32 protein-coding genes are annotated in these 26,903 nt (G+C 58.5%); 15 read left to right on the plus strand and 17 right to left on the minus strand.

Going from position 1 to position 26,903, the window contains the following annotated elements; genetic code table 11:
* Positions 1 to 24: 24 nt before the first annotated feature.
* The 3 genes from tuf to GOW60_RS09735 all read right to left on the minus strand — a co-directional run bounded on the left by tuf (position 25) and on the right by GOW60_RS09735 (position 4,351).
* Positions 25 to 1,200 carry an elongation factor Tu gene (gene tuf / locus GOW60_RS09725; protein ID WP_152457114.1) on the minus strand — a complete coding sequence of 392 codons (1,176 nt, stop codon included), beginning with the start codon at positions 1,198 to 1,200 and terminating at the stop codon, positions 25 to 27.
* 115 nt (positions 1,201 to 1,315) lie between these two features.
* On the minus strand, positions 1,316 to 1,906 hold the full coding sequence (locus GOW60_RS09730) for a hypothetical protein (RefSeq protein WP_171229118.1): 591 nt from the start codon (positions 1,904 to 1,906) through the stop codon (positions 1,316 to 1,318).
* Positions 1,907 to 2,002: 96 nt separating this feature from the next.
* Positions 2,003 to 4,351 carry a DNA topoisomerase IV subunit A gene (locus GOW60_RS09735; RefSeq protein WP_171229119.1) on the minus strand — a complete coding sequence of 783 codons (2,349 nt, stop codon included), beginning with the start codon at positions 4,349 to 4,351 and terminating at the stop codon, positions 2,003 to 2,005.
* A 203-nt stretch (positions 4,352 to 4,554) separates the two neighbouring features.
* Here GOW60_RS09735 and GOW60_RS09740 point away from each other — a divergent pair, with 203 nt between their 5' ends.
* The 6 genes from GOW60_RS09740 (at position 4,555) to GOW60_RS09765 (ending at position 8,814) form a co-directional block, all read left to right on the plus strand.
* The gene (locus GOW60_RS09740; RefSeq protein WP_254443877.1) at positions 4,555 to 5,184 is read left to right on the plus strand and encodes an SH3 domain-containing protein; all 630 of its coding nucleotides are present in this window, start codon (positions 4,555 to 4,557) and stop codon (positions 5,182 to 5,184) included.
* A 69-nt stretch (positions 5,185 to 5,253) separates the two neighbouring features.
* On the plus strand, positions 5,254 to 6,081 hold the full coding sequence (locus tag GOW60_RS09745) for an SDR family NAD(P)-dependent oxidoreductase (RefSeq protein WP_171229120.1): 828 nt from the start codon (positions 5,254 to 5,256) through the stop codon (positions 6,079 to 6,081).
* Between the two features lie 78 nt (positions 6,082 to 6,159).
* Positions 6,160 to 6,363 (plus strand): twin transmembrane helix small protein, encoded by a 204-nt coding sequence (locus GOW60_RS09750; RefSeq protein WP_152457110.1) that lies wholly within the window; start codon positions 6,160 to 6,162, stop codon positions 6,361 to 6,363.
* Positions 6,364 to 6,936: a cob(I)yrinic acid a,c-diamide adenosyltransferase gene (locus tag GOW60_RS09755; protein WP_171120232.1), complete on the plus strand. Its 573-nt coding sequence runs from the start codon at positions 6,364 to 6,366 to the stop codon at positions 6,934 to 6,936. It begins immediately after the preceding gene.
* A 190-nt stretch (positions 6,937 to 7,126) separates the two neighbouring features.
* Complete coding sequence (locus GOW60_RS09760) at positions 7,127 to 7,885, plus strand: electron transfer flavoprotein subunit beta/FixA family protein (RefSeq protein ID WP_152457108.1); 759 nt, start codon at positions 7,127 to 7,129, stop codon at positions 7,883 to 7,885.
* The gene (locus GOW60_RS09765; protein WP_152457107.1) at positions 7,885 to 8,814 is read left to right on the plus strand and encodes an electron transfer flavoprotein subunit alpha/FixB family protein; all 930 of its coding nucleotides are present in this window, start codon (positions 7,885 to 7,887) and stop codon (positions 8,812 to 8,814) included. The genes GOW60_RS09760 and GOW60_RS09765 overlap by 1 nt, the downstream gene beginning before the upstream one ends.
* 50 nt (positions 8,815 to 8,864) lie before the next feature.
* On the opposite strand, the gene GOW60_RS09770 is transcribed toward GOW60_RS09765, so the two are convergent.
* On the minus strand, positions 8,865 to 9,890 hold the full coding sequence (locus GOW60_RS09770; protein ID WP_371813343.1) for a DUF6473 family protein: 1,026 nt from the start codon (positions 9,888 to 9,890) through the stop codon (positions 8,865 to 8,867).
* On the opposite strand from GOW60_RS09770, the gene GOW60_RS09775 reads away from it, so the two are divergent.
* Positions 9,831 to 10,706 (plus strand): 3-hydroxybutyryl-CoA dehydrogenase, encoded by an 876-nt coding sequence (locus tag GOW60_RS09775; RefSeq protein WP_152457106.1) that lies wholly within the window; start codon positions 9,831 to 9,833, stop codon positions 10,704 to 10,706. The genes GOW60_RS09770 and GOW60_RS09775 overlap by 60 nt on opposite strands.
* A 75-nt stretch (positions 10,707 to 10,781) precedes the next feature.
* On the opposite strand, the gene GOW60_RS09780 is transcribed toward GOW60_RS09775, so the two are convergent.
* The 8 genes from GOW60_RS09780 to GOW60_RS09815 are packed head-to-tail and all read right to left on the minus strand — an operon-like array spanning position 10,782 to position 16,549.
* Entirely contained in the window at positions 10,782 to 11,681 is a 900-nt protein-coding gene (locus GOW60_RS09780; RefSeq protein WP_171229121.1) for a lysophospholipid acyltransferase family protein, read from the minus strand.
* A 39-nt stretch (positions 11,682 to 11,720) separates the two neighbouring features.
* Positions 11,721 to 11,990 (minus strand): HPr family phosphocarrier protein, encoded by a 270-nt coding sequence (locus GOW60_RS09785; RefSeq protein WP_152457104.1) that lies wholly within the window; start codon positions 11,988 to 11,990, stop codon positions 11,721 to 11,723.
* A 16-nt stretch (positions 11,991 to 12,006) separates the two neighbouring features.
* A complete protein-coding gene (locus GOW60_RS09790; protein WP_152457103.1) occupies positions 12,007 to 12,399 on the minus strand; it encodes a PTS sugar transporter subunit IIA in 393 nt (130 codons plus the stop codon).
* Entirely contained in the window at positions 12,396 to 13,277 is an 882-nt protein-coding gene (rapZ, locus tag GOW60_RS09795) for an RNase adapter RapZ (RefSeq protein WP_171120239.1), read from the minus strand. The genes GOW60_RS09790 and rapZ overlap by 4 nt, the downstream gene beginning before the upstream one ends.
* Positions 13,274 to 13,744 carry an HPr kinase/phosphorylase gene (locus tag GOW60_RS09800; protein WP_171229122.1) on the minus strand — a complete coding sequence of 157 codons (471 nt, stop codon included), beginning with the start codon at positions 13,742 to 13,744 and terminating at the stop codon, positions 13,274 to 13,276. Before GOW60_RS09800 ends, rapZ begins: the two co-directional genes overlap by 4 nt.
* A 4-nt stretch (positions 13,745 to 13,748) precedes the next feature.
* Positions 13,749 to 15,467, minus strand: coding sequence for a sensor histidine kinase (locus GOW60_RS09805; protein ID WP_152457100.1), 1,719 nt, complete (start codon positions 15,465 to 15,467; stop codon positions 13,749 to 13,751).
* A gap of 32 nt (positions 15,468 to 15,499) precedes the next feature.
* Entirely contained in the window at positions 15,500 to 16,204 is a 705-nt protein-coding gene (locus tag GOW60_RS09810; RefSeq protein ID WP_171169148.1) for a response regulator transcription factor, read from the minus strand.
* Between the two features lie 21 nt (positions 16,205 to 16,225).
* Positions 16,226 to 16,549 (minus strand): hypothetical protein, encoded by a 324-nt coding sequence (locus tag GOW60_RS09815; RefSeq protein ID WP_171229123.1) that lies wholly within the window; start codon positions 16,547 to 16,549, stop codon positions 16,226 to 16,228.
* Here GOW60_RS09815 and GOW60_RS09820 point away from each other — a divergent pair.
* The 3 genes from GOW60_RS09820 (at position 16,548) to GOW60_RS09830 (ending at position 19,373) form a co-directional block, all read left to right on the plus strand.
* Entirely contained in the window at positions 16,548 to 18,146 is a 1,599-nt protein-coding gene (locus tag GOW60_RS09820) for a phosphoenolpyruvate carboxykinase (RefSeq protein ID WP_171205751.1), read from the plus strand. The genes GOW60_RS09815 and GOW60_RS09820 overlap by 2 nt on opposite strands.
* Before the next feature lie 357 nt (positions 18,147 to 18,503).
* The gene (locus GOW60_RS09825) at positions 18,504 to 18,794 is read left to right on the plus strand and encodes a hypothetical protein (RefSeq protein ID WP_152457096.1); all 291 of its coding nucleotides are present in this window, start codon (positions 18,504 to 18,506) and stop codon (positions 18,792 to 18,794) included.
* A gap of 24 nt (positions 18,795 to 18,818) precedes the next feature.
* A complete protein-coding gene (locus GOW60_RS09830) occupies positions 18,819 to 19,373 on the plus strand; it encodes a hypothetical protein (protein WP_371813344.1) in 555 nt (184 codons plus the stop codon).
* 4 nt (positions 19,374 to 19,377) lie between these two features.
* On the opposite strand, the gene GOW60_RS09835 is transcribed toward GOW60_RS09830, so the two are convergent.
* Positions 19,378 to 20,142 carry a sulfite exporter TauE/SafE family protein gene (locus tag GOW60_RS09835; RefSeq protein ID WP_171229124.1) on the minus strand — a complete coding sequence of 255 codons (765 nt, stop codon included), beginning with the start codon at positions 20,140 to 20,142 and terminating at the stop codon, positions 19,378 to 19,380.
* A gap of 144 nt (positions 20,143 to 20,286) precedes the next feature.
* Between GOW60_RS09835 and GOW60_RS09840 the strand changes: the two genes are divergently transcribed.
* The 3 genes from GOW60_RS09840 (at position 20,287) to GOW60_RS09850 (ending at position 23,216) form a co-directional block, all read left to right on the plus strand.
* Positions 20,287 to 21,978, plus strand: coding sequence for an acyl-CoA dehydrogenase family protein (locus GOW60_RS09840; RefSeq protein ID WP_171229125.1), 1,692 nt, complete (start codon positions 20,287 to 20,289; stop codon positions 21,976 to 21,978).
* 250 nt (positions 21,979 to 22,228) lie between these two features.
* Positions 22,229 to 22,783, plus strand: coding sequence for a hypothetical protein (locus GOW60_RS09845; RefSeq protein WP_171229126.1), 555 nt, complete (start codon positions 22,229 to 22,231; stop codon positions 22,781 to 22,783).
* 40 nt (positions 22,784 to 22,823) lie between these two features.
* Complete coding sequence (locus GOW60_RS09850; RefSeq protein ID WP_171229127.1) at positions 22,824 to 23,216, plus strand: META domain-containing protein; 393 nt, start codon at positions 22,824 to 22,826, stop codon at positions 23,214 to 23,216.
* On the opposite strand, the gene recO is transcribed toward GOW60_RS09850, so the two are convergent.
* Positions 23,200 to 23,925, minus strand: coding sequence for a DNA repair protein RecO (gene recO / locus GOW60_RS09855; protein WP_171229128.1), 726 nt, complete (start codon positions 23,923 to 23,925; stop codon positions 23,200 to 23,202). The genes GOW60_RS09850 and recO overlap by 17 nt on opposite strands.
* A 194-nt stretch (positions 23,926 to 24,119) precedes the next feature.
* On the opposite strand from recO, the gene GOW60_RS09860 reads away from it, so the two are divergent.
* Together GOW60_RS09860 and GOW60_RS09865 are read left to right on the plus strand one after the other, a co-directional pair.
* The gene (locus GOW60_RS09860) at positions 24,120 to 24,371 is read left to right on the plus strand and encodes a hypothetical protein (protein WP_152457090.1); all 252 of its coding nucleotides are present in this window, start codon (positions 24,120 to 24,122) and stop codon (positions 24,369 to 24,371) included.
* Between the two features lie 309 nt (positions 24,372 to 24,680).
* Entirely contained in the window at positions 24,681 to 25,052 is a 372-nt protein-coding gene (locus GOW60_RS09865) for a VOC family protein (RefSeq protein ID WP_254443880.1), read from the plus strand.
* 56 nt (positions 25,053 to 25,108) lie between these two features.
* Here GOW60_RS09865 and GOW60_RS09870 read toward each other — a convergent pair whose 3' ends face one another.
* The 3 genes from GOW60_RS09870 to era form a co-directional block, all read right to left on the minus strand.
* Positions 25,109 to 25,432, minus strand: a complete 324-nt coding sequence (locus GOW60_RS09870) for a SemiSWEET transporter (protein WP_152457088.1) — start codon at positions 25,430 to 25,432, stop codon at positions 25,109 to 25,111.
* 110 nt (positions 25,433 to 25,542) lie between these two features.
* Complete coding sequence (locus GOW60_RS09875; protein ID WP_171229130.1) at positions 25,543 to 25,872, minus strand: DUF1491 family protein; 330 nt, start codon at positions 25,870 to 25,872, stop codon at positions 25,543 to 25,545.
* Positions 25,869 to 26,777, minus strand: coding sequence for a GTPase Era (era, locus tag GOW60_RS09880; protein ID WP_171229131.1), 909 nt, complete (start codon positions 26,775 to 26,777; stop codon positions 25,869 to 25,871). Before era ends, GOW60_RS09875 begins: the two co-directional genes overlap by 4 nt.
* Between the last annotated feature and the right edge of the window lie 126 nt (positions 26,778 to 26,903).

The following is a 26,903-nucleotide window of genomic DNA, read 5'->3' on the forward strand; positions in this document are numbered from 1 at the left end:
CGTCTGATCATTCGCTTGCGCGAATTACTCGATGATTTTCGACACGACGCCGGCACCGACGGTGCGGCCGCCTTCGCGGATCGCGAAACGCAGGCCGTTTTCCATCGCGATCGGCGCGATCAGCTCAACGCCGAACGACACGTTGTCGCCGGGCATGACCATCTCGGTGCCTTCGGCCAGGGTCACGGTGCCGGTCACGTCCGTCGTACGGAAGTAGAACTGCGGACGGTAGTTCGCGAAGAACGGGGTGTGACGGCCGCCTTCTTCCTTGGTCAGGATATAGGCTTCGGCTTCGAACTTGGTGTGCGGTGTAACCGAACCCGGCTTGCACAGAACCTGGCCACGCTCAACGCCGTCACGGTCAACACCACGCAGCAGCGCGCCGATGTTGTCGCCCGCTTCACCGCGGTCCAGCAGCTTGCGGAACATTTCAACGCCGGTGCAGGTGGTCTTGGTAGTGTCGCGGATGCCGACGATTTCAATCTCGTCACCAACGTTGATCACGCCACGCTCGACACGACCGGTCACAACGGTACCACGGCCCGAGATCGAGAACACGTCTTCGATCGGCATCAGGAACGGCTGGTCAACGGCACGCTCGGGGGTGTCGATATACTCATCAACAGCCGCCATCAACTCGCGGATCTTGTTCTCGCCGATTTCCGGGTTGTTGCCTTCCATCGCCGCCAGAGCCGAACCTGCGATGATCGGGATATCGTCGCCGGGGTAGTCGTAGCTGGACAGCAGTTCGCGAACTTCCATCTCAACCAGTTCCAGCAGCTCTTCGTCGTCAACCTGGTCAACTTTGTTCAGGAACACGACCATCTTCGGGATGCCAACCTGGCGGCCCAGCAGGATGTGCTCGCGCGTCTGCGGCATCGGGCCGTCAGCGGCGTTCACAACCAGGATCGCGCCGTCCATCTGCGCCGCACCGGTGATCATGTTCTTGACGTAGTCGGCGTGGCCGGGGCAGTCAACGTGCGCATAGTGGCGGTTGTCGGTCTCGTATTCCACGTGGGCGGTCGAGATGGTGATGCCGCGCGCTTTTTCTTCCGGCGCACCGTCAATCTGGTCATACGCTTTGAAGTCACCGAAATACTTGGTGATTGCTGCGGTCAGCGTGGTCTTGCCGTGGTCAACGTGGCCAATCGTGCCGATGTTGACGTGCGGTTTTGTACGCTCAAACTTTTCCTTTGCCATTCCTCAGGCGCCCTTTTGCGATTTGGGGGACCCTTGGTCCCGTGGTTACATCTGCGCGCGCGAGATATTTGGTTCAAAGGGGAAAATCAAGCACATCCTGAGGGAAATGCGCCGATCACGTTGGATTTTGCGTGACCTCGACGGATTCCAGAGGCTGGATCAGGTCCGGCCGCCGGTCGAACCAGCCATTTTCCTTGTGCTCTTCAGCCAGCCATTCCTCGACACGGTCGGCTATTTTGAGGGCCAGACCGCTCATCTGTTCTTCTTTTGTGCGCTCATGCCCCGATCCTTTGAGGGCACTTCCGCCGGTGGTGTCTTCCAGCACCTGGAATTGCTTACCCTTGGCCAGAAACTCTTTTTTCTTCACGTCATAGACGTTGACCAACACAATCGCAGTGCTTTTGGGGTTGTAGATCACAGGGATCCCCGGCGGGGCCAGCATGTAACCCTCAAGGCTGATGCCAAGGTCATATTCCTGTTTGCCTTCGTAACGCCCCAGACGAATATCAACCGCGTTCTGGATCGCCTTCGTCCATTCGTCAGGTGTGGCGTCCCGCGATACAGGTCCCTGAACGGCCTTGTCCGCAAAGGCATAATTCACACGAAGCTTGAATTCTCCTAGGGATTCAGGCGGCTCATACACCTGTGTCTGTGTGCAAGCGGCCATCAGGGCCAGTCCGGTGATCAGCGTCAGAATGCGCAACATGTCTCGTCTCGATAGGCCTGTTTTTTGTTGATCTAGCGCACCGATACGGGTTGTGCAAAGCCGTATCGGCGGAAATTCACCCGCGCAGCAGCGCGATCACGAAAACTTATAGTCGCGCGGGAAGCCATAGGGCGGTTTTTTCCCGACACTGGCCCGTTTTGCCAGCCATTGCGTCATATCCGCCTCATGTCGGGTCTTGTCGCCGCCCATGGACCATTTCAGGCCCTCTTCCCAGTTGAAGGTCGTTACATCCGACAATCCGCCATCCAGCTCGAGCGTTCCCTGCCGGCCGCGTGCCATATTGTACTTTTGCAAACGCACGCCTTTTCCGCGCGTCATCTCGGGCAGTTCCTGGGTTGGGAAAACCAGGAACTTGCCGTTTTGCGACACCACGGCGACGTGGTCTCCGTCAACCGGCTTGCAGATCATCGCGGTCTCGTCACCCTTGACGTTCAGCACCTGTTTGCCGTTGCGCGTCTGCGCCAGCACGTCATCCTCGGGCACGATGAACCCGTTGCCCGCGTCCGAGGCCACCAGCAGCTTGCGCCCTGGCTTGTGGATCAGAATATCGACGATCTGCGCCTCGTTGGGCAGATCCACCATCAGGCGCAAGGGCTCGCCCATGCCGCGCCCGCCGGGCAGGTTCGCTGCGCTGACGGTATAGAATCGGCCATTCGAGGCAAAGACCAGCAGACGATCCGTTGTTTCCGCGTGAAAGATGAAACGCGGGCCGTCGCCGTCCTTGAACTTCAACTCGCGCTTCAGGTCGATATGGCCGGTCATGGCGCGAATCCAGCCCATCTGCGAGCAGACGACCGTGATCGGTTCCTTGTCGATCATCGCCTCAAGCGGCACTTCCTCGACCTGCCCCGCCTCGGCAAACCGGGTGCGGCGTGCGCCGCCTTCGTAGTCTTTGCCAAAGGTCTTCTTCGTCTCTTTCAACTGCTCGGCAATCTTGGCCCATTGTAGGGCGGGATCGGCCAGCAGATCTTCGAGATTGGCGCGCTCTTCCATCAGCGCGTCACGCTCGCGAACCAGCTCCATCTCTTCCAGACGGCGCAAGGAGCGCAGGCGCATGTTGAGGATGGCGTCGACCTGAACTTCGGACAGTTCGCCCTCGCCCGGTTTGGGCGAGACATAGTCGGCCTCACTGGTCGCCCGGACATGATCGATGCCCCAGTCCTCGCGCATCAGCGCGGCCTTGGGGTCGTCGTCATAGCGGATGATGTCGATCACACGGTCGAGGTTCAGGAAGGCGACGATAAAGCCTTCGAGCACTTCCAACCGGTGGTCGATCTTGGCCATGCGGTGACGCGAGCGGCGCAGCAGCACCTCTTGCCGGTGGTCAAGGAAGGCGCGCAGCACTTCCTTCATTGAACAGACCTTGGGTGTCACCCCGTCGATCAGCACGTTCATGTTCAGGCTGAACCGCACCTCGAGGTCCGAGTTGCGGTATAACATGCCCATCAGCACCTCGGGGTCCACGTTTTTCGAACGCGGTTCGAGGATCAGACGGATATCGTCGGCGGATTCGTCGCGCACATCTGCGAGGATCGGGACTTTCTTGGCCTGGATCAGTTCCGCGATCTTTTCGATCAGTTTGGATTTCTGAACCTGATAGGGAATCTCGGTGACCACGATCTGCCACTGGCCGCGCCCCAGATCCTCGACCTCGAACTTGCAGCGCAGCCGGAATGAGCCGCGCCCGGTGCGATAAGCCTGGGCGATGTTCTCGGGTGGTTCGACGATCACGCCACCGGTCGGAAAATCCGGGCCGGGGACATAGTTCAGCAACGTATCATCCCGCGCGTCCGGCGTTTTGATCAGATGCAGGCAGGCGTCGCAAAGCTCCGAGATGTTGTGCGGCGGGATGTTGGTGGCCATGCCGACTGCGATACCGCTGGCGCCGTTGGCCAAAAGATTCGGAAACTGCGCAGGCAGCACCACAGGTTCAGTCAGCGTGCCATCATAGTTGTCGCGGAAATCCACAGCGTCTTCGTTCAGACCTTCCAGCAGCGCCTCGGCCACGATGGTCATCCGCGCCTCGGTATATCGCGAGGCCGCCGGGTTGTCGCCGTCGATATTCCCGAAATTCCCTTGCCCGTCGACCAGCGGGTAACGCACGTTGAAGTCCTGCGCCAGGCGCGCCATTGCGTCGTAAATCGCGGCGTCGCCATGCGGGTGGTAATTGCCCATCACGTCGCCGGAAATCTTGGCGGACTTGCGAAAGCCTCCGGTTGCACTGAGTCGCAGCTCTCTCATCGCATAGAGGATTCGCCTGTGCACCGGCTTCAATCCGTCCCGCGCGTCCGGCAGGGCGCGATGCATGATTGTGGACAGCGCATAGGTCAGGTAACGCTCGCCTATCGCGCGGCGCAGCGGTTCTGCAACCTCACCCCCGTGGTCGGGGGCCTCCATGTTGGGGTCGTCGATCGTATCGTTCATATATGATGTGATACGACGCAAGAACGCCTTGGTAAAGCAAGCAACGCGTATTTTACTGGGGACAAGTCGGGCTTTTTGCAACAGGGGGAGGCAAGTCGGTGTTTTCCCCGAATTTTCGACTCTGCCCTTCTATTATGCTACCATTCCAACAATTGAATGATTGCTGCCTATTTTGTTGTTACGATTGAATTGGGGGATGCGCCATGACGCGCCTTGTACTTGTTACTTTCGCCGCACTCGGCTGGACTTTTTACGTGATGAGCGGAGGTCCTGACTTTGAGCCGCGCGGGGTCCGCACAGCGGAGCCCGAGCGTGTTGCCATTGCCCCGAGGCCTTCGAAACCAGCTATCGAATCCGCGCCCGCCGAAACTTTGGTCGCGCGTGCTGTGGTAAAGCCCTCGGCGCCGGTCGCACCGGTCACTGAACCCGTGGCCGAGCTGGACGAGGCAGAAACCAAAGCATTGTTGTCGCAAGTCGCAGCTGGTCTGAAGGCAAACCCATCACTGTTCGCTGATGAAAACGTCACTCTGACCCTTGCGTCGCTGGAACAGGGTCTGGCTTCCCTCGAACAAGTCACCACCGACGCCGAGCTGCCAACGGTTGAACTGCCCGCCCCTGTCGAGGCCGCCAAGGATATCCGTGAAATTTCCGGAACCCGCGTGAACCTGCGTGATGGGCCGGGGACGATCTATCCGATCATCGGCAAAGCCAGGATCGGCCAGCAGGTTGAGGTATTCGGGGATTCAGGTACCGGCTGGTTGCGCCTGCGCGTGTTGCCGGGGCAACAGGTTGGGTGGATTTCGGCATCACTCGTCCGGAAAACAACGAACTGACATCGAAGTGTCATTGCCCTGCCGCAAACCCCGCCATAGCTATGGGCGGGGATCAGGCTCGGAAGGCATATGCAGAAATCGATTCTTATCACGGGATGCTCGTCAGGCATCGGTCTGGACGCGGCACACGGTATGCGTGCAAAAGGCTGGCGCGTTTTTGCATCCTGCCGCCAGCAACGCGACTGTGATCGCCTACGCGCACAAGGCTTTGAAAGCCCCAGAATCGACTACACTGATGCAGACAGCATTACATCAGGTTTGTCCCACGTTCTCGAGGCTACAGGCGGCTCGCTGGATGCCCTTTTCAACAATGGCGCACATGGCTTGCCCGGCGCGGTCGAGGATGTTCCGACGGATGGCCTGCGCCATATATTTGAGACCAATGTCTTTGGCTGGCACGAGCTGACCCGACAGGTCATTCCCGTCATGCGGGAACAGGGTCATGGCCGGATTGTGCAGTGTTCCTCGGTTCTGGGGCTTGTCGCCTTCCCGTGGCGCGGCGCATATGTCGCCACAAAATACGCGATCGAAGGGCTTACCGACACGCTGCGGCTGGAACTTCGGGATACCGACATTCACGTCGTCTTGATCGAGCCCGGCCCCATCACCTCAAAACTCCGGGAAAAGGCGATCCCATTGTTCGAGAAATACATCGACTGGGAAAACTCGGCCATTCGGGAGAAGTACGAAGGCTCGTTACTGAAGCGCCTTTATGAAAGCAGTGGGCCAGACCGATTTGAATTGCCCGCCTCTGCCGTCACGGACAAGCTAGCCCATGCGGTCGAGGCCCGACGCCCCAAACCACGTTACTATGTGACCACTCCGACATATATCGCCGGGATACTGCGCCGCATTCTGCCTACAAACGCCTCTGATCGAATCCTTTCGGATATCTGAGACGATATTTCCCGTTCGCTTTTCGACGCCCTGACGCTAGATGGGTGGTAATCGAAAAAAACCGGACGGTGACTTCAAATGGACCTTGTGATGGTCATTCTGCTTCTGGCTATGGCGGCAGTTGTCGTAGTGCTGGCCTTAGGCATCGCGAATTTCGGCAAAGGCGGCATGGAAGCGGCCAAGAAAAGCAACAAGATGATGCGCCTGCGCATTCTCTTTCAGTTCATCGCCGTGTTGCTGATCGTGCTTTTCGTATATCTGCGCGGACAGGGAGTTCAATAAATGGTCGTACTCAACAAAATCTATACACGCACTGGCGATGACGGGAAAACCGCTCTGGGCAACGGAGAGCGCGTGGCAAAATATTCGGGCCGCGTCGCAGCCTATGGCACCGTGGACGAACTGAACGCTTTTGTCGGCGTGGCACGGACCGAGGCCGAAGGTGATGTCGAAACCGCGCTGTCGCGCATTCAAAATGACCTGTTCGATCTGGGTGCCGACTTCTGTCGCCCCGACATGGAAAAAGACGCCGAGGCCGATTATCCCCCCCTGCGTATCGTGCCTGCCCAGATCGACCGGCTGGAAGCCGAGATCGACGCAATGAACGTGACGCTGGAACCTCTGCGCAGCTTCATCCTGCCCGGTGGCTCGCGTCTGGCAGCACATCTGCACGTTTGCCGGACCGTTTCGCGTCGGGCGGAACGGCTTGCGGTCGAGCTGACGAATATGGAGCCCGTCAACGACGTGGCGGTCAAATACCTCAACCGTCTCAGCGATTGGTTCTTTGTTGCAGCACGCTGCGCAAACGCAAACGGCAAAGACGACGTGTTGTGGGTTCCGGGCGCGAACCGCTGATCGCGAAATACAGAGTCGCGGGTAATATTCTTTCGCCTCTTGGCAAAAAAATTGCAAAACGCGACGTCCCGACGCCATGACGTGACGATTTTGCTCTGTTGTGCCACTGCGGCAGGCGCTATCTAGTCGGTCGAGAGCATTGGTGGAGTCGCCTGCGCGGCTTACCGTTTTTTGAGGAGAAAGCGCTACAATGAAGGTACTGGTGCCTGTCAAACGCGTGATTGACTACAATGTGAAGGTCCGCGTGAAAGCGGACGGTAGCGGTGTTGATCTCGCCAATGTCAAAATGTCGATGAACCCGTTCGACGAAATTGCAGTAGAGGAAGCGATCCGCCTGAAAGAAGCCGGCAAGGCCGACGAAGTCGTTGCTGTTTCGATCGGCGTAAAGCAGGCGCAGGAAACCTTGCGCACCGCGCTGGCCATGGGTGCCGACCGCGCAATCCTGGTTGTGGCGGCTGACGATGTACACACCGATATCGAGCCTCTGGCCGTTGCCAAGATCCTGGCCAAAGTGGTCGAGGAAGAGCAGCCAGGCATTGTTCTGGCAGGCAAGCAGGCGATCGACAACGACATGAACGCCACCGGCCAGATGCTGTCGGCCCTGCTGGGTTGGTCCCAGGGCACCTTTGCGTCCGAGCTGGACATCGAAGGTGACACCGCCAAGGTCACCCGCGAGGTCGATGGCGGGTTGCAGACCATCAGCGTCAAGATGCCGGCCATCATTACCGTGGACCTGCGCCTGAACGAGCCGCGCTATGCCTCGCTGCCCAACATCATGAAGGCGAAGAAGAAGCCGCTGGATGAAAAAACCGCCGCCGATTACGGCGTCGACGTCACCCCGCGTCTGGAAATCGTCAAGACCGAAGAGCCGCCGGCACGCGCGGCGGGTATCATCGTGGGCTCGGTTGACGAGCTGGTCGAGAAACTCAAAGAAGCGGGGGCTGTGTAATGGCTGTACTTCTGCTTGCCGAAGTGAACAACGGCGAACTGGCGATGGATGCGACCGCAAAGGCCGTGACCGCCGCGAAAGTGCTGGGTGACGTAACCGTTCTGGCCGCAGGCGGGTCTGCCGCTGCTGCCGGTGAGGCCGCAGCCAAGATCGACGGTGTCTCCAAGGTGCTGGTCGCCGAAGACCCGTCGCTGGGCCACCGCCTGGCGGAATCGACCGCAGCCCTGATCGTGGGCCTGGCCGATGGCTACGAGCACATCGTGGCGCCTGCCACCACCGACGCCAAGAACGTGATGCCCCGCGTTGCAGCCCTGCTGGACGTGATGGTGATCTCGGATGCCTCCGGCGTGGTTGACGGCTCGACCTTCGAGCGCCCGATCTACGCGGGCAACGCGATCCAGACCGTCAAGTCCAACGACGCCAAGAAAGTCGTCACCATCCGGACCGCCAGCTTTGACGCGGCGGGCGAAGGCGGCTCGGCCGCGGTCGAGACCGTGTCGGTCGGCGAAAACCCCGGCCTGTCGGAATGGGTCGAGGACAAGGTGGCGGAAAGCGACCGTCCAGAGCTGACCTCGGCTGGCGTCGTTGTTTCGGGCGGCCGTGGTGTCGGCTCGGAAGAAGACTTCAAACTGATCGAAACGCTGGCCGACAAGCTGGGTGCCGCGGTTGGTGCGTCGCGTGCGGCCGTTGACTCGGGCTATGCACCGAACGACTGGCAGGTGGGTCAGACCGGCAAGGTTGTTGCCCCGGATCTGTATGTCGCCGTCGGTATTTCGGGCGCGATCCAGCACCTGGCCGGCATGAAGGACTCGAAGGTCATCGTGGCGATCAACAAGGACGAAGAGGCGCCGATCTTCCAGGTCGCCGATTTCGGCCTGGTCGCGGACCTGTTTCAGGCCGTGCCGGAACTGACCGAAAAGCTCGGCTGAACCGGATATCCGGAGTGATCCGCAAAGGCCCGCCAACAGGCGGGCCTTTTTCAGTTCAGGTTCCGCAAGGCGATCAGCAGGTGTTCTGCAATTTCTCGGTGCGCGGACGGGCCGATCATATGTTCCGCAATTGGCTGCTGAAGCGTCCCGAACATTACGTCTTCGAGAGCATCCGATCGAGCGGATACAGCGACCGAAACCTCGACGACATCAGCGCAGAGCGGGCGGAGCTGTTCGATCATGGCGGCGTCAGGCACGACATGGTCGACATGCGATCCGGTTTGCCGCTGCACATGCAGCCAAAGCAGAACCACGCCGGGTTCGATCCGTTCTATCAAGTCCCCGGTGGCGCGTATCCAGACCTCTCGCAATTCCTGCGCTACGACTTCGAATCGAGCGTCTTCTGTTGCGCTCAGCTGCTCCAACAAATGGCGCACAAAATGGATTTCCGTGAAGTCAACATCCGGGTACAGCCCCAGCAAGTCTGCGGTGGGTTCGAGAAACCGATCGTTGCGACGCGGGTGTACGCGGTAAAACCGGTTCGATTGGCGCAGAAGATCGGGCACTTGCAACACGCATAGGTCTGACTGATTGGCCAGATTCAGCACCCCGGGATCAGTGGACAACGCTTCGATTCCGCAAAACAGGCTGCCGAAGTTGGCGCATGGCTTTCTCAATCGCTTCTCGAGCACGGCAGGAAACGGGCAATCGACGAATCTGCCGAAAGTTTCCTCTCCTCCCAGACAGGCCACATAGGGCTGATCCAACGTGCCGGGTGGACCCCGGAACCAAAGTTTCGAATTGGCATATTGGCAGGCGGACTCCCTACCGCTGTTTGTCTGATGAAAGCTCATATCAAGCCCCCGTTTTCTCACCCGGCGCCATCTTGTGGTCATAGATATTGAGATTTTCCTAATGCGCGCATTTGAAGCGAAATTGACCGCCTTGATCCTCTTGCCGCCTGCCCCGGTCTGCCGATACTGTCGCGGTATCCTACAGGGCAAAGGCAGCTGAACATGGAAGTTAAATCGGTCGGGGTGATTGGTGCGGGGCAAATGGGCAACGGCATTGCCCATGTTATGGCGTTGGCGGGATACGACGTCTTGCTGAACGATGTCAGCCAGGATGCTCTGGAAAACGCCATTGCCACGATCGAAGGTAACCTGGCGCGGCAGGCGTCGCGTGGCAAAATCACCGACGAGGCGATGAAGGCCGCGCTGAAACGGATTACGACCACTCTTGATCTGCCGAAACTGGGTCAAACCGATCTGGTTATCGAGGCAGCAACCGAGCGGGAAACGATTAAGCAGGCGATTTTCGAGGACCTCCAACCGCACCTGCTGCCGCATACGATTCTGACGTCAAATACATCCTCGATTTCCATCACCCGTCTGGCAAGCCGCACGGATCGGCCCGAACGATTCATGGGTTTTCATTTCATGAACCCTGTCCCTGTTATGCAATTGGTGGAATTGATCCGCGGCATCGCCACGGACGAAGAAACCTTCAACGCCTGCAAAGCGGTGGTGGATCGGTTGGGCAAAACGGCGGCCAGCGCCGAGGACTTCCCGGCCTTTATCGTGAACCGGATCCTGATGCCCATGATCAACGAGGCGGTCTACACACTCTATGAAGGTGTGGGGAACGTTCAATCCATCGACCAGTCCATGAAACTTGGGGCGAATCATCCCATGGGCCCGTTGGAATTGGCGGATTTCATCGGGTTGGATACCTGTCTGGCGATCATGAACGTGCTGCATGACGGGTTGGCTGATACCAAATATCGTCCCTGCCCTCTCCTGACGAAATATGTCGAGGCCGGGTGGCTGGGGCGCAAGACCGAGCGCGGTTTTTATGATTACCGAGGCGAAGTTCCGGTACCTACACGCTGAAGGGGGCCAGCCCCCCTCGCCCGGACTTTGTCCGGGCTCACCCCCGGGATATTTTTGGCCAGATGAAGACGCGGATCAGGTCTGTTCCGACTTGCCCAAAGACATGGTGTGGTTTCTAAGCCAGGCCATGAAACCGCGCGGGTCGCGCTCCAGCAGCTCCATATCGTGGTCCGAAATCGGTTCGCCGATCACCGGCGACTGGGGTTTGTTGCAGGATCGGACGATCTCATGCAGCAACAGTCCCTGCCGTAGAATTGCAGAGACACGGTTGGCGATCTGATACCAGCGTGAATTGCAGCCCGGAAAGAAGATCGGGATCACACGCGCGCCGGAACGGCGGATCATCTTGGCAGTGAACACGTTCCATTCCCGCTCGATCGCAGGCCCGAACCAATCATCCGAGGACATCACAACACCGGATGGGAACAGCGCCACAACGCCGCCGTTTTTGAGATGCTCCATAGCTTTGCCGCGCATTTCCAGCATCTTGGCCTGCGCCTCGGGGTCGTGGGGAAACGGAACCGGAATCATGAATGACGTGGCCGCTTCGTCCAGACCCGTCAGAACTGAACGGGTCAGGATGCGGTAATCGCTGCGTACCCGGCCGATCAGTTCCGCCAGAATCATGCCATCGACCATACCGTGCGGGTGGTTGGCGACGACGACAACCGGGCCGGTCTTGGGAATGCGGTCAATCTGTTCCTGCGGTGTGGTCAGGTCGATTCCCATAGTCTTGAGGGCACCGCCCCAGAACCGCTGGCCGCGATAGTATTCGTTCTTTTTTTCGAACTTGTTGACCATGCGCAAAATGGTCAGCTTGCCTGTGCACCACTCGATGGCCCGAATGGCGGTCGCTGTCCAGGCATCGTCGAATGAATTCGCATAGGTCAGCGTTCTACGGTCGTAGATCTCACCCTGATCTGTGGTCCCATCCACCACCGGGTTTGTCTTGGTCTCGTGCGTCGTTTCCGCCAATTCCTGGTCTTCCCGTTCTTCCTGTCCCGGCGGGGTGGCTTAGAACCCCTCTCCGAACTTGTCGTTCACAAGCGTTTCCAGAGCTTCTGCCAATGCCTCAGCATCCGGCCCGGACGTCTCGACGTCAATAGTTGTTCCGCGCGATGCTGCCAACATCAAAAGGCCCATGATGCTGTCGCCTGATGCAGAAAGTCCGTCTTTTGACACCTCAGCATGTGCATCAAACCCCTCTACAACCTCAACCAGCTTTGCCGAGGCGCGTGCATGCAGGCCCTTTTCATTGATAATTTTCAGGCTTCGGCTCGTCATATTCAATAATCCGTTTTTAATCCAATGTCACATTCTGCGCATTGATGTACTTCCGTCCAGCCTCCATTGCCTGACGGACGGCATCACCAATGGGCAAGTGGCGACTTTTGGCCAATTTGATCAGCATCGGCAGGTTTGCCCCATACAGAATACGCCGGTCCTGAGGCGCGCAGGCACGCAGGCTGAGATTCGAGGGGCTTCCGCCAAAGAGGTCGGTGACAACAACGACACCATCGCCAGTGTCCACTTCGTCAGCGGCACGGCAGATTTCGGCCTGTTTTTCGTCCCGGTCATGGTCAGCCTCGATCGCGACCGCCACGAGGCTGGCCTGTGGTCCGACCACGTGTTGTGTGGCGGCCAGGTATTCCTGAGCCAACCCACCATGTGCAACGATCACAATTCCGATCAATCCGACCTCACATTCAACGACCGACGTTCCATCTCGCGATGCCTAATTGCCACCTGCTGCCCATCTTCCGCAAGGGCCTTTGCAACGGCCTCTGCCAGGGCAACTGATCTGTGCTGGCCCCCTGTGCACCCAAACGCCACGGAAAGATGCGCTTTGCCCTCGGCCCGAAAGGCCGGCAGCAACAGGGTCAGCAAGTCCAGCACACGTTCAAAAAACGGTAAGTAGTTAGCGTCTGATTGCACATAGTGCGCAACGTCAGGGTTTCGACCATCCGCTGCGCGAAATTCCGGGCGCCAGTATGGATTCGCTAGAAATCTGCAATCGAACACCATGTCCAATCCACGCGGAAGGCCACGTTTGTAAGAAAAGGATTCGATGGAAACCGCCAGATGCCGCCCGCCTTGCGGGGCGAACCAGTGCTCGACCTCTTCCCGCAGCTGATGCACGTTCAGAAGGCTGGTGTCGATCAGCGTATCCGCAATCTCTCGTATCGGCGCCAGCAGCTCTTTTTCGCGCTGAACGCCGGTTTCCGGGCTGGCATTCTTGGCGACGGGATGCCGCCTTCGGGTTTCTGAAAACCTGCGCACCAGAACATCATCACTGCAATCCAGGTACAGAACCGTCAGATCGACCTGCGCCAAGCGGCCCAGCTTTTCAGCCAATTCTATGAAACCGATCGTCGAGAAATCCCGGTTGCGGGCATCTATACCCAAAGCCATGGGACGGTCGCTGTCAGCACTGTCGAGCAAGCGCGACAAAAGACCCATCGGCAGATTGTCGATGGCTTCAAAGCCCAGATCTTCCAGCACATGAATGGCCGTGGATCTTCCTGCCCCGGAGGGCCCCGTGACAAGTACGATCCGCCTTTGCGATGTCATGAATTCGGCCATTCCGGGTTTACGCGCCCATTTCCTAGAAGCTGCATCATCGCTACAGCCAAGTTGGGCACGCCCGCGCCCCGAAGCAAGGGAACAGTTTGCCTCAGCACGGAAACCGTCAAAGGTTCGGGCAGACGCTCGGGCTCTGGCTGATCCAGATCCACAACGTAATCCAGCGGAACCGGACCACTGGGTTCGGCTTTGATCAGGCCAATTTGGCGCGCCTCGATCAAGCCGCGGATCTGCGATACGGCCGAAGCGATCACCCGATTCTGCCGCATCTCCAAATTGACGCGGTCATCGGCGACCAGTTTCGCGCCGAAGGCCATCATTTGCAACGCCAGCCCGGACTTCCCTGTGCCGGAAGCACCGATGATCAAAAGCCCGCGTCCGGCAATCGAAACGCAGGAGGCATGAATACAGGCGCTGCCCTGATCTTTCGCGAGTGACAACGAATCAATATGCATGGATTTAGACGGGCAACCCCACGACAAAGCGGGCACCCAGCGGATCCGATGTGATATCTGCCTCTGTCGGGCGGATGTTCTCAGCCCAGATCACCCCGCCATGGGCTTCGACAATCTGCTTGGAGATCGCCAAGCCGAGGCCAGAATTATTGCCGAAATGTTCCGCCGGACGCTGCGAGTAGAATCGCTTGAACACTTTGGTAAGCGCCTGTTCGGGAATCCCCGGGCCGGTGTCTTCGACAACCACCAGCACGCGGTTGTCCCGCTGCCGGACCCAGACGCGAATTGCGTCATTTTCTTCGCAGAACGAAATCGCGTTGGTGATCAGATTGACAAAGACCTGCGCAAGACGCGCTTCCAGCCCGTTGATCACAATTGGCTCAGAGGGCAGATCCGTAATGTAATCGATGCCCTTGGAGCGCGCATCCTCACCCAGATACTGGCCGAGATTGCCCAGCAGCTTGAGCAGGTCAAAGGGCTGCTCTTCTTCCTTGACCAGTTCCGCATCCAGACGCGACGCATTTGATATGTCGCTGACCAGCCGGTCCAGACGCCGTACGTCATGCTCGATCACGTCCAGCAGCTTGTCGCGCTGATCCTCGCGCTTGACCATCCGCAGCGTTCCCACGGCGGATTGCAGGCTGGCCAGCGGGTTTTTGATTTCATGGGCGACATCGGCGGCAAACTGTTCGTTTGCGTCGATCCGGTTGTAGAGCGCGGTCACCATACCCCGCAATGCGCGGCTGAGGCGTCCAATTTCATCAGGACGGGCGCTGAGGTCGGGAATGCGGATACGCCCGGGATTGACACCCGTGCCCCGGTCTTTGCCCATCTCTGCCGCGGATGCCAGATCGGCCAGCGGGTTGGCAATGGTCGAGGCCAGGACAAGGCTGAGGCCCACGGAAACCAGCAGCGCCACGACAAACATCTGAAGAATGCGCTCCTGCTCGCGGCGGGCAAGCGCGTCGATTTCACCAGCCGGGCCGGTAATCGCCACCGCGCCGGCGGGTACATCCTGATAAAGAATTGGTGCCGCAGCCACGATGACCGTCTCACCCGCGCCATCCTGTACCGCCTGCACCTGACTTTGACCGGCAATCGCTTGTGGAATAATGGTCTGAACACGCTGCGCCAACGTCGGTGCCTCGGTTTCAGTCGACCAGTTGAGCAGGTTTGACAAACCCGTCCAAACGGCATTCAGCGTGTCGCTGATCACCGTACTGCCGGTCTGCATCTCGGCCTCGGATTGCAGAAGAACCGGCATGTCAGAGGCTTGCGGGGCACCACGTGTCCAGCCGATCAGCGTGCCACTGGCGTCATAAACAAAAACCTCGCCCCCTTCGGGCAAGGTGAGGCCAGACAGGGTATCCTTGACGTCCAGGTTCCCGGCATTCTGCCCGGATTGCTGTGCGCCCTGACGCAACTGGGTTTCAAAAACGTTGCTGACAAGTTGCGCATCGCCCAGCAGATTGCGGGCGGTCTGCTGAACCTTCTCTTTTCGCGAGTCGTCCAGATACAACAACCCGGTGACCAGGATCACCAGAGCGATCAGGTTGAACGTGATGATTTTGCGCGCCAGGGGCGAACCACGCAGCGAAAACAGGTTTCTCCGCGATCGCTTTTCCCTCAGCTCCGCTGACTCGGGGTCCTGGGGAATGACCCAGTCATCCCCAAGAACGACGTCACCGTCGCGCAATTCGCTGGCTTGTTCGGTGTCGCGCACGAGACCCCATTACCTCTTGCAGGCGGCCGCGCCTATTCTTCGTTGTACCGGTAACCGATACCATACAAGGTCTCAATCGCCGAGAACTCGGGATCAGCCGCGCGCATCTTTTTCCGCAGACGCTTTATGTGGCTGTCGATCGTCCGGTCATCCACATAGACCTGATCATCATAGGCGACATCCATCAACTGGTCGCGGCTTTTGACGAATCCCGGACGTTGGGCCAGGGCCTGAAGCAGCAGGAACTCGGTCACGGTCAGGGACACATCATTGCCTTTCCAGCTGACCGCATGGCGCAGCGGATCCATCCTCAGGTCGCCGCGTTCCATGACTTTGGTGTCATTGCTGTTGGATGCGACCGCATCGCCGCTTGTCGCCTCTTGGCGGCGCAGCAAGGCCCGAATGCGTTCGACCAGTAAACGCTGCGAAAAAGGCTTCTTTACATAGTCATCCGCGCCCATGCGCAGGCCCAGTACCTCGTCGATCTCATCGTCTTTCGAGGTCAGGAAGATCACCGGCATCTGCGTCTTCTGACGCAGCCGTTGCAACAGATCCATGCCGTCCATCCGCGGCATCTTAATATCCAGAACGGCCATGTCCGGCAGTTTCTTGTTGAACGCATCCAACGCGGCCTGGCCATCATTATATGTTTCAACCTCGAAACCTTCGGCTTCGAGGGTCATGGATACGGACGTCAGAATGTTTCTATCGTCATCCACAAGTGCAATCTTTGACATCGGGCTCACCCCTATTCCTGCTCACTCGCGCAATAATTCGCTTATTTGTAAGGCATTGTTGGCGGTTTTAAGACGCCGAATCAATCCGTAACTGCGAATCATGCCTTTGTTGCGGCAGGTCTGCGGCAAATTTGCCTTGATGCCCGCAAAAATCTGCCCGCTTTTCCGACATTGAATTTCTGATGGCGCTAAACCCGGACTTGGTTGCGCTAACTGCGTCAAACCCGCCTGTTCATGCCATGAACGACCGTGATAAGACGCGCTCAGCCGCCGGTTTTCCCGGCTCACTGCCCCAAAGGCGCAACGGCCAACGACCTTCGCGCCGCCACAGGAGAAGACACACATGACATCTGGACGGGTTAACCCGCAATTCCGCCTCGAAGATCAGGGCATCGAGGGTCTGGGCAATGTCTATTACAACTTCATGGAACCGGCGCTGATCGAAGAGGCGCTGAAGCGCGGCGAAGGCACACTTGGCAATGGTGGAGCGTTCCTGGTTACCACAGGAAAGTTCACCGGCCGGTCGCCCAAGGACAAACACGTGGTCAAGACCGACAGCGTTGCCGACACCATTTGGTGGGAAAACAATGCCGAAATGAGCCCCGAGGGCTTTGACGCACTGTACGAAGACATGCTGGCCCACATGAAGGGCCGCGATTATTTTGTGCAGGACCTCGTCGGAGGCGCGGACCCGGCTTACGCAATCAATGTTCGAATGATTACCGAACTGGCGTGGCACAACCTGTTCATCCGCCACCTGCTGCGTCGCCCGGACCGTGAAGACCTGGATGAGTTCACGGCCGATTTCACCGTCATAAACTGCCCCAGCTTTCAGGCCGACCCGGCAAAGCACGGTTGCCGCAGCGAGACCGTGATTGCAATGAACTTCGACCGCAAACTGATCCTGATCGGCGGCACTGAATATGCCGGTGAAAACAAGAAGTCCGTTTTCACCCTGTTGAACTACATGCTTCCTGAAAAAGGCGTGATGCCGATGCATTGTTCGGCCAACCATGCTGTTGGCAACCCGGTCGATACGGCCGTGTTCTTTGGCCTGTCCGGCACCGGAAAGACCACCTTGTCCGCCGATCCTTCGCGCATTCTGATCGGGGATGACGAGCACGGCTGGTCCGATCGCGGTACCTTCAACTTCGAAGGCGGTTGCTATGCCAAGACCATCAACCTGAATGCCGAGGCAGAGCCGGAAATCTACGCCACCACTTCGAAGTTCGGAACCGTGATCGAAAACATGGTCTTCGACCCCGAAACCAAGGAACTGGATTTCGACGATGACTCGCTGACCGCCAACATGCGCTGCGCCTATCCGCTCGAGTATATCTCGAACGCATCCAAAAGCGCACTGGGTGGTCACCCGAAGAACATCATCATGCTGACCTGCGACGCCTTCGGCGTGCTGCCTCCGATCGCGCGGCTGACGCCGGCCCAGGCCATGTATCACTTCCTGTCAGGGTTCACGTCAAAAGTGGCCGGGACCGAACGTGGCATCACCGAGCCGCAGCCAACATTCTCGACCTGTTTCGGCGCGCCGTTCATGCCGCGTCGTCCTGAGGAATACGGCAACCTGCTGCGCGACAAGATCGCCCAGCACGGCGCGACCTGCTGGCTTGTGAATACCGGCTGGACCGGCGGCGCCTATGGCGTGGGCAGCCGGATGCCGATCCGCGCGACACGCGCCTTGCTGACCGCCGCTCTGGAAGGGTCTCTGCGCGACGCCGAATTCCGCAAGGATGCCAATTTCGGCTTTGACGTTCCGGTCTCGGTGCCGGGAGTTGCCGAAGTTCTGCTGGACCCGCGCCGTACCTGGGACGATCAGGCCGCCTTCGACAAACAGGCCGAAAAACTGGTGCAGATGTTTGCCGAAAACTTTGAACAGTATCTGCCCTTCATCGACGACGACATCAAAGCCGTTGCAATTGGATAAGACAGGAAGAGGGGCCACAGCGCCCCTTTTTTATTTCGCCCACTGTACTTCTCGCTAAGGTTGTTTGTCGCAAAAAGCACATACAATTGCGTTGTTTCAAAATGCAATTTGCGCTAGCCCTGATAATCGCTAAGACGAAAAAACCCGGCACTTTTGCGCCGGGCACTGACTGAAATTAGATTGGGGGTCGCTCATGTGCGCACACTCACAGCGCTGGATTGAGCAACCTAATCAGTCACCTAGTCTAAGCGAGAGGGGATGAGTGTCAATACGAGACTTGCTGACTTGCGCGTCATTCAGCATGGCTCAAACAGTCGCAATTAGGCGGCAAATGGCACGGCAACGATAGGTAACATTATGACTGAGATCTCGAAACTCACCGAACTGCGCAAGCTGATGCAAAGCATGGAGCGTACATTAGGCTTGGAGAAACTATCTCCGGTTGAACGCGACATCTACTATGCCGCCGAAGAGCTTTCCAAATCCGATCAGGAGGTGCGCACATTCGGTTTGATCGAGCACACGTTGGTTCAAAGTGTTTCGCGCCCAACATTCTTTCGCGCGCTGAAATCGCTGGTCGAAAAAGGCTATCTTTCTCAAAGCGGCAGCGCCAACCGGGGACGGTACATCGTTCATGCACCCAAATGATGCGATCCACCCGCGCAAGAAGCCGTGATAACTTTGCGCGGGTGGGCTACTGAAACGCTTTTGGCCTCTTTGGCCTATGTGCTGGCGTCGTTCCTTACATTCGCCGTCCTGATGCCGTTGCAGAACGTGTTTTTCCCGGAATACCCAAGCCGCGCGAGCCTGTTGTTTCTGCCGCATGGCGTGCGGGTTCTGACAGCCTGGCTGTTGGGGTGGCGCGCCGTTTTCGCATTATTGCCCGGCGTGTTCATCGTTTTTGCCTATTTGGGTGGAACGGATGTGTTCCTGCCCAGCCGCCTGATGGCCATGGCGATTGCGGTTCTGACGGTCCCGACCGTTTTCTATCTTCTCAAAGCAATCGGGTGGGATCTGTTTCCCCGTCCTGATCGCAAACCCTGTTGGATATGTGTGATGGGCGTCGGAATCGTGACATCCTTCCTTGTCTCCGGATTGACCAATCTGGCTTTTGGCAGCGCGACGGTGGAATATATCGCATTCCTGATCGGCGATATCTCGGGTCTGTTCTTCCTGATGCTGGGCCTGTATTTTGCTTTTCGGCTCGCCGACAAGCGGCCGAGTTGACGTGTTACCCCACCAATCCGCGTCGCAGCAGATTCAGGCCCGCAATCAGCAATACCAACAAGGTCGCTTTGCGAAAGCTTGCCTGATCAATACGGTCCTGCAATTTCATGCCGATCCACATCCCGGCCACGGCCGGAACGATCAGAACTGTGGAAAACTGAAGTGTTTCTGCATGCAGGATGCCTGAGCCAAGATGTGCGGCCAGCAGCAAAACCGCCCCCAAACCATAGATAACGCCCTGAATTCGGATCTGTTCGGTCTTGGGGGTGTTCAGCGCCGTCAGATAGGCGACTGTCGGAGGCCCCCAAACTCCTGACATGCCGCCGACAAACCCCGCCACGCCACCTACCACGGCCTCGACTGCGGTCGACGGTTGGCTCAGCGTCATCCTGAACCCAAGAACCTGCAACAGCGCAAAAACCGACACGAAACCGCCCATCAGAACCAGAAAGACAGACCCCGGGATCAAAGCGACCAACTGCGCGCTCAGCAGCAGAAGAAGACCGCCGACAACAAGGAAAACCCGAAACCGCCGAATCGAGGCGACCGCGGCGACACGGCCACCGCGAAGGGCCTGCTGCCCATTGGTCACCAGCGTGGGCAGGATAAGTCCCGCCAAGGCCAGATCCGGCGGCAGGAATGAATTCAACCCCGATACCAAAATCATGGGCATTGCGAAACCAACCATGCCTTTGACCCATCCAGAGGCAAACGCGATTGCCATGGCCATCAGCAGTTCCTGCGGGGAAAGAATGGAAAACAGGGTCATGTCCCCTAGATATCATCTGGATTTTCTTCTGCATTGCAAAAATGTTGGAGTAATATTTGAACTTTTTCGCAGCGTAATAAGTATTTTTGTTGCGCTGCACGTGCAGCATGATATGACCAGACGACCGAGGAAAGGACGCGATTTATGGCCCACGACGGACAGGATATGACCGAGATGACAACTGCTGCAGTTTTGCCCGATCTTCTGAACTTGACCCGGGCTGCCGTACCCGCGGTAGCAGCCGTTTTTGAAAAAGCCCGCGAATCCGTGCGCAGCATGGTCTCGGCGGATGGCCGTATCTCTGGTGCTTTGATCGAGGCAAACCAGACCGCCGCGCATGGACTGGCATGGCTGGCCACGTATAATCAGTCGCTGCGACAGATGCAGCGCTGGGCCGAAGCACTTCAGGCCGAAGGCAAGTTCGGCGAACTCGAGCAGTTGCTTCACCAGATCGCCTTTGGCGAGTACCTGCATCAGGTCGCTGGTGGCATCCCGATGAACCAGGGCGAGGTCGTGCGCCTTCAGGATATGGGTCTCGGCTGGGATGCGCTGTCGGGCTTTCAGTCGTCCGAAGTACAGACCTTGATGGCGCAGGCGAATTCACAAGCCGCACGCAGCCGTTTGGTCGAGCTGATGCAGGATCAGGCCGGCGCCACAATGTTCGGCGCGTCGGGCCTGGACGAAGAACTTGAAATGATCCGCGACCAGTTCCGCCGCTATGCGCAGGAAAAGGTCGAACCGTACGCCCATGAATGGCACCTCAAGGATGAGCTGATCCCGCTGGAAATCATCGAAGAACTGGCGGAAATGGGCGTTTTCGGGCTGACCATCCCGGAAGAGTTTGGCGGTTTCGGACTGTCCAAAGCATCCATGTGCGTCGTTTCCGAAGAACTGTCGCGTGGCTATATTGGCGTCGGCTCGCTTGGCACCCGTTCGGAAATCGCGGCCGAGTTGATCATCGCCGGCGGCACGGACGAGCAAAAGGCCAACTGGCTGCCAAAACTGGCCAGCGCCGAAATTCTGCCGACGGCTGTCTTCACTGAACCCAACACCGGCTCGGATCTTGGCAGCCTGCGCACCCGTGCCGTAAAGGACGAGAACGGTGATTACCAGATCACCGGCAACAAAACCTGGATCACCCACGCCGCGCGGACCCATGTCATGACCTTGCTGGCGCGGACCGATCCCGACAGCACCGATCACCGCGGCCTGTCCATGTTCCTGGCGGAAAAGACACCGGGCACGGACGACAATCCCTTCCCCACCCCCGGCATGACCGGTGGTGAGATCGAGGTTCTGGGATACCGCGGCATGAAGGAATACGAGCTGGGCTTTGATGGCTTCCACGTCAAGGGTGAAAACCTGCTGGGCGGTGAAGAAGGCAAGGGTTTCAAACAGCTGATGGAAACCTTTGAAAGTGCCCGCATCCAGACCGCCGCGCGCGCCATCGGCGTGGCGCAAAGCGCGCTGGATATCGCCATGCAATATGCCATCGACCGCAAGCAATTCGGCAAATCGCTGATCAACTTCCCGCGTGTCTCGGGCAAGTTGGCAATGATGGCGGTCGAGATCATGATCGCGCGCCAGCTGACCTATTTCAGCGCGTGGGAAAAAGACCACGGCCAACGCTGTGATCTTGAGGCGGGCATGGCCAAGCTGCTGGGTGCCCGTGTGGCCTGGGCAGCCGCCGATAACGGGTTGCAAATCCACGGCGGGAACGGCTTTGCACTGGAATACAAGATCAGCCGCGTTCTGTGCGACGCGCGCATTCTCAACATTTTCGAAGGGGCGGCCGAGATTCAGGCACAGGTCATCGCACGACGTCTGCTCGGGTGACCGGAACCGGCGCCCGTTTCCCCAACTGACCCGGCCATTGCGCCGGGTCTTTTTCTTGATTTTATGTGGTTTTGTACGCCTTCTACCCGCAGACCTTCCGTTTTGTACTCACCATTTCTGCATCTCTGACCGGCAGGGCAACGGCGAACCGTGTCCGCAGCAATCCAAACTTCCCCTTTGATCCCGGCCCATTCGCCGTTAGAGCGTCAGATTGACCCGACCGAAACCCGATCAGCACCTGGTACATCGCATGACCCGATCCTTCTTTGCACTTTGCGCCACTCTGGCTGTGCTCGTTCTTGCGGGCTGCACCACCCCTGCGCCAACAGCCGATCAGAGCGATGTCGAAGCGCTTGCCCGGTCGATCCGAATGCTCGGGCCGGATGTCGATCCGGCTGAGGCTCAGAGGGCGGCCACCATCGCCTATTCCTACTCGCAGCAGTTGGCGCGGGATTGGAATGTCACCGACCCCGCCATCATCCACAACGCCAAGGTCATCAACGGGTTCCGCGAAAAGGGGCTGTGCAACGATTGGGCAGAAGCCATGACCAAGCGGCTGCGGCAGGAAAACTTCCGAACATTGGATCTGCACTGGGCCACGTCGCCGCCGACGTCTTTTCGCATCATCCACCATTCGGCATTGATCAGCGCCAAGGGGGATTCGATGTATGACGGCATCATCCTTGATCCCTGGCGCAACAGTGGCGCGTTGTTCTGGGCGCCGGTGCGTGAAGATACGCGCTATAACTGGAAACCCCGGCAGGAAGTGCGTGCGCAACTGCTGAACGGGTCTCCTACCTACTGATCCGGTTCCAACGACATCCTCTATGCGCTAAGACCCAGCCATGACTCGCCTGATCCTGACCCTGCCCTTGTTGGCACTGTTCCAATGCAACAAGGACGAAACCGTCGCCGCCTATGGTGCGGCGGACCAGACTTGGGTGCTGAGGGAGATCGATGGTCAGCCCTATGAGGAGAGCGCTCTGCTGCGGTTTCCCGAAGAAGGCAGGATTGCCGGGAACGCTCCGTGCAACAGCTATGACGGAACACTCAACGCGCCCTACCCGTGGTTCGAGGTTCAGAACCTCAACGCGACGCGCGCCGCCTGCGCGGGGCTCGAAGCGGAAGGGTTCTACTTTGCCGCCCTCATGGCCATGACCCAATCCGAGGTGTCAGGCAATGTGCTGATCCTGCGCAATGAGGACGGGCACGAGATGGTGTTCACAGCCGCCGAGTGACCTGATCCACGAACCGGGCCCGCGCTTCGGGCAGCGAATTATGCCCCAAAGACGGAGCAACGCGGTGCTCCAGAAAATATCCGGTCGTGCGCAGGGCCTCTGCGACCTCGGCATCGGGCGCAGTGCCTTCACCTCGCAGACAAGGCGGCAGCGGCAACAGCTTGTCCGCCCATTCCCCGGCGCCATTGGCGCTGACGGACCGGCCTGTTTTGGGGGATACATAGATCAATCCTTCGGTCACACCGGTCACGGCGCAGGCTGTCAGATCAAGGCCAAAGCCAAGCTCGTCAAGCAACGCGAGCTCCCATCGCAGATAGGCCAGAGGCCAGACTTCATCTTGCCCCAACAGATCCATCAACTGTTCCGTCCGGGAATAAAGCGCGGGGTGTGGTTCCCGTTCGGGCAGACAAAAGGACAACAGCGAAACGACCGCGTTCAGCCCGGACAGTGCTAGCCGCCCTGAAAACGCGGCTGCCGCGCGGGACCGCAGGGGTTCGACCTGAAAGGTGCCGATATGTTCTTCCAGCCGCGCGCGCCACAGCACGTCCAGTTGCGCCCCAGGTTGCAGGATCGGCGCGATCTTGCGGCTGGTCCCGCCACGCACCACACCGGCGTGACGCCCGTGGCCTTCGGTAAAGACCTCGATGATCGCCGCTGTTTCACCATGGCGGCGTAATGTCAGGAGTATTCCATGATCGCGCCAGTCCAAAACCTGACCCTGTTGCTGCTTTGGTTGGTTCGCAGAAAATCCCAAGCGACGTTTGCACGCAAGAGCGGAAGTGCTTCAACCCCTTTTCAGCGCGCGTTCATTTCCGAAGCCGCCATAGTTTTGTGACTTCGCGCCACCCGGCTTGTACGCGTTTTTTCGACCCCCAACTGCGCATCAACAGAAGGGGCCGTACCATGATCGATGACGAACCGAAACCCGCCACATATTACGACGAACGCGAAATCTGGACACCGGACCCAACGGCGGCCGACATGCAGGTCTATGAGACATTTGCGTCGACCGTCGTCGAACTTGTGCAGGTGCTGGATGACAACAAGCCGATGTTGTCGAGGGATGTCTACGCACGCTTTTCTGCGTCTCTGCTGCACCTGTCCAGGGTGTTGGGCGAGTACGAAGACGGGTGGAACGGCGGACATGGCGCGTGATCCCAAGACATGCATAGACTGAAGTGCAGAGTATCGGCATTTCATTGCAACGGTCCGGCACGATATAGCGACCAGACCTGACCACGGTGGATTCCGTTGTGCCTCAACATGAACCCGCCGCCAGTCTTCAGACCACCTATGCGCCCCGGCAGAACGCGCCTGCTGCCCCTTGGCCCGATGGAACCCCCGTCTGCCGTCCGGGGCACCGCCAGATGCGTGCAAAAGAAAGCGTTGCTTAAATCCCGTTCAGGCCATAATGTTCTACTTATGTTCTAAAATGGGATTCCCAAAATGTCTCTTAATTACGTCATGATCGGTTCCAACGACGTTGCCAAGGCACGCAGCTATTACGACGCGGTTTTGCCCCGGATCGGCGGAAAGGTCGTCGCCGAGTATATGCCGCATGCTGTATGCTATGAGCTGCGCGGCGGCGGATGCATATGGGTCGCGACACCGTTCGACAAAAAAGACGCGACGATCGGCAACGGAAACATGGTTGGCCTGTTGTGCCAAAGCACAGAGGAAGTGCGTGATGCGCACGCGACCGCGCTTGCAAATGGCGGAACAAACGAAGGTGATCCGGGGGACCGCCCCCAATATGGCCCGAACTTTTTTGGTGCCTACGCACGCGACCCTGACGGGAACAAGATGAGCTTTGTCTATTTTGGCGACGCGGATTGATGGACCCGAGCATCGTCTGCGACCGCGAACAAGAAAGACCCAAGCCAGCGTGAAGTTCAGAACGTCACACCCGCATGAACCAGAATTCCTATGACCATCAGCAGGTTCAGCACCATCGAGATACCGTTGCCCACATAGATGGGCAACTTGCCCACCACCAGACCATATGCAAACCACAGGAAGGACAGCCCGGCATAAAGCGACCAGGACAGAAGCGACTGACCAGTAGCGTGTTCTGAATGGGTAAAGTAGAGCTTGACCAGTTGCGGAAGCGTGGCAAAAGGACCGACAACCCCGACAAAGACCATGAAGCTTTCGAACCGCTGCATCCAGTGGCCGAGTTCCGATTTTTCCAGTTTCTCAGCAAGCGTTTCAGCCACGAAAGCACCTCTTGGTTGCGCCTGTCCACAGGGCAAGCCAGCCCTGCCAGTATAATTGCCGGGGTAAAATAGTCATTTTGGTCTCTGCGTCAAAGACCCTTCAGTACTGGTCACTCCAGCCCTTCTTCGCCCAGCAGGTGCCGCCCCTGCCGGTCTTCGACCTCGATCACCCAGAGGTCGGGGTCAAAGCTGCGTTGGCGCTGAATGGCCTGGTCCACGTCACCTTCAAGGCCGGACGAGAGTTCGACCCATTTCCGTTCGCCACTCACCAGATCAAAGCTGCGTTGAAAGGCAACGGCCCGCCCGTCCAGTGTGTTCAGCTTGACCAGAACTGCGCCTGCGGTGTCATCGCCATGGGCCACCACATAGGCCGGGATATCCTGAAATCGCAGCCGCGCCAGATAGGCGTGAACCCAGAATTCCGCCGTCAGCCGCGTCATGCGTTTCCGTCTTTGAAATCCAGCCCCATTTCCGAATACCGCTCGGATTCTTCCAGCCAATTGGGCCGGACCTTCACTTGCAGGAACAGGTGGATCCTGCGGTCGAGGAACTCTTCCAGCTCGGCGCGCGCGGCCTGGCTGACGGCTTTGATCGTCTCACCCTTTTTGCCCAGCACGATGCCTTTGTGGCCGTCGCGCATGACATAGATGACCTGATCGATCTTGGCAGAGCCGTCTGTGCGCTCTTCCCAGTTTTCGGTCTCGACGGTCAGTTGATAGGGCAATTCCTGATGCAGGCGCAGGGTCAGCTTCTCGCGCGTCATTTCCGCGGCGATCATGCGCAGGGGCAGATCGGCGATCTGGTCTTCGGGATACAACCACGGGCCTTCGGGCAGTTCCGAGGCCAGCCATTTGCGCAGGTCCTCGACGCCGTGTCCCTTTTCAGCAGAGATCATGAAGGTTTCGGCAAACGGGTAACGCGCGTTCAGGTCACTGGTCAGCGCCAGCAGCTTCTCGGACGGCACCTTGTCGATCTTGTTGATCGCCAACGCGATCGTGCGGCCTTGCCCGATCTCTTCCAGACCTTCGAGGATGCGCTCGACACCTTCAGTGATGCCACGATGCGCCTCGACCATAAGCACAACGATGTCGGCATCCGCAGCCCCGCCCCATGCGGCGGCGACCATGGCGCGATCCAGGCGGCGGCGGGGTTTGAACAGGCCGGGCGTGTCGACGAAAACCAGCTGCGCGTCGCCCTCCATCGCCACGCCGCGGATACGCGCGCGGGTGGTCTGCACCTTATGCGTCACGATCGACACCTTGGCCCCGACCATGCGGTTCAGCAGGGTGGACTTGCCCGCATTGGGCTCTCCGATCAGGGCGATAAATCCGGCGCGTGTGGTCATGAGTCTGGCGATCCTGTTTGCAGGTGCGCACCCCTATAGCAGAAAGGTCCGGCGGACCAGAGGGATTTGTCGCATTGCGGCCTTGCGTTTGAGGTGTCAGATGGACGCGGACGCCCAGCCAATCCC

The sequence above is a fragment of the Ruegeria sp. HKCCA4008 genome (genome assembly GCF_013033125.1).
Lineage (GTDB): Bacteria > Pseudomonadota > Alphaproteobacteria > Rhodobacterales > Rhodobacteraceae > Ruegeria.

Excerpts from the sequence above, each read along its gene's own strand:
- GOW60_RS09850 (WP_171229127.1), top strand. The coding sequence starts at position 22,824 with ATGACTCGCCTGATCCTGACCCTGCCCTTGTTGGCACTGTTCCAATGC.
- GOW60_RS09745 (WP_171229120.1), top strand. The coding sequence starts at position 5,254 with ATGCAGAAATCGATTCTTATCACGGGATGCTCGTCAGGCATCGGTCTG.
- GOW60_RS09800 (WP_171229122.1), bottom strand. The coding sequence starts at position 13,744 with ATGCATATTGATTCGTTGTCACTCGCGAAAGATCAGGGCAGCGCCTGT.
- tuf (WP_152457114.1), bottom strand. The coding sequence starts at position 1,200 with ATGGCAAAGGAAAAGTTTGAGCGTACAAAACCGCACGTCAACATCGGC.
- GOW60_RS09760 (WP_152457108.1), top strand. The coding sequence starts at position 7,127 with ATGAAGGTACTGGTGCCTGTCAAACGCGTGATTGACTACAATGTGAAG.
- GOW60_RS09755 (WP_171120232.1), top strand. The coding sequence starts at position 6,364 with ATGGTCGTACTCAACAAAATCTATACACGCACTGGCGATGACGGGAAA.
- GOW60_RS09875 (WP_171229130.1), bottom strand. The coding sequence starts at position 25,872 with ATGACGCGGCTGACGGCGGAATTCTGGGTTCACGCCTATCTGGCGCGG.
- GOW60_RS09765 (WP_152457107.1), top strand. The coding sequence starts at position 7,885 with ATGGCTGTACTTCTGCTTGCCGAAGTGAACAACGGCGAACTGGCGATG.
- GOW60_RS09845 (WP_171229126.1), top strand. The coding sequence starts at position 22,229 with ATGACCCGATCCTTCTTTGCACTTTGCGCCACTCTGGCTGTGCTCGTT.
- GOW60_RS09840 (WP_171229125.1), top strand. The coding sequence starts at position 20,287 with ATGGCCCACGACGGACAGGATATGACCGAGATGACAACTGCTGCAGTT.
- GOW60_RS09815 (WP_171229123.1), bottom strand. The coding sequence starts at position 16,549 with ATGTGTGTCTTCTCCTGTGGCGGCGCGAAGGTCGTTGGCCGTTGCGCC.
- GOW60_RS09740 (WP_254443877.1), top strand. The coding sequence starts at position 4,555 with ATGACGCGCCTTGTACTTGTTACTTTCGCCGCACTCGGCTGGACTTTT.
- GOW60_RS09820 (WP_171205751.1), top strand. The coding sequence starts at position 16,548 with ATGACATCTGGACGGGTTAACCCGCAATTCCGCCTCGAAGATCAGGGC.
- GOW60_RS09770 (WP_371813343.1), bottom strand. The coding sequence starts at position 9,890 with ATGGGCAATGCCGTTGCCCATTTGCCCCGCACCAATCACCCCGACCGA.
- era (WP_171229131.1), bottom strand. The coding sequence starts at position 26,777 with ATGACCACACGCGCCGGATTTATCGCCCTGATCGGAGAGCCCAATGCG.
- GOW60_RS09810 (WP_171169148.1), bottom strand. The coding sequence starts at position 16,204 with ATGTCAAAGATTGCACTTGTGGATGACGATAGAAACATTCTGACGTCC.
- rapZ (WP_171120239.1), bottom strand. The coding sequence starts at position 13,277 with ATGACATCGCAAAGGCGGATCGTACTTGTCACGGGGCCCTCCGGGGCA.
- GOW60_RS09730 (WP_171229118.1), bottom strand. The coding sequence starts at position 1,906 with ATGTTGCGCATTCTGACGCTGATCACCGGACTGGCCCTGATGGCCGCT.
- GOW60_RS09735 (WP_171229119.1), bottom strand. The coding sequence starts at position 4,351 with ATGAACGATACGATCGACGACCCCAACATGGAGGCCCCCGACCACGGG.
- GOW60_RS09785 (WP_152457104.1), bottom strand. The coding sequence starts at position 11,990 with ATGACGAGCCGAAGCCTGAAAATTATCAATGAAAAGGGCCTGCATGCA.
- GOW60_RS09835 (WP_171229124.1), bottom strand. The coding sequence starts at position 20,142 with ATGACCCTGTTTTCCATTCTTTCCCCGCAGGAACTGCTGATGGCCATG.
- GOW60_RS09825 (WP_152457096.1), top strand. The coding sequence starts at position 18,504 with ATGACTGAGATCTCGAAACTCACCGAACTGCGCAAGCTGATGCAAAGC.
- GOW60_RS09775 (WP_152457106.1), top strand. The coding sequence starts at position 9,831 with ATGGAAGTTAAATCGGTCGGGGTGATTGGTGCGGGGCAAATGGGCAAC.
- GOW60_RS09750 (WP_152457110.1), top strand. The coding sequence starts at position 6,160 with ATGGACCTTGTGATGGTCATTCTGCTTCTGGCTATGGCGGCAGTTGTC.
- GOW60_RS09860 (WP_152457090.1), top strand. The coding sequence starts at position 24,120 with ATGATCGATGACGAACCGAAACCCGCCACATATTACGACGAACGCGAA.
- GOW60_RS09865 (WP_254443880.1), top strand. The coding sequence starts at position 24,681 with ATGATCGGTTCCAACGACGTTGCCAAGGCACGCAGCTATTACGACGCG.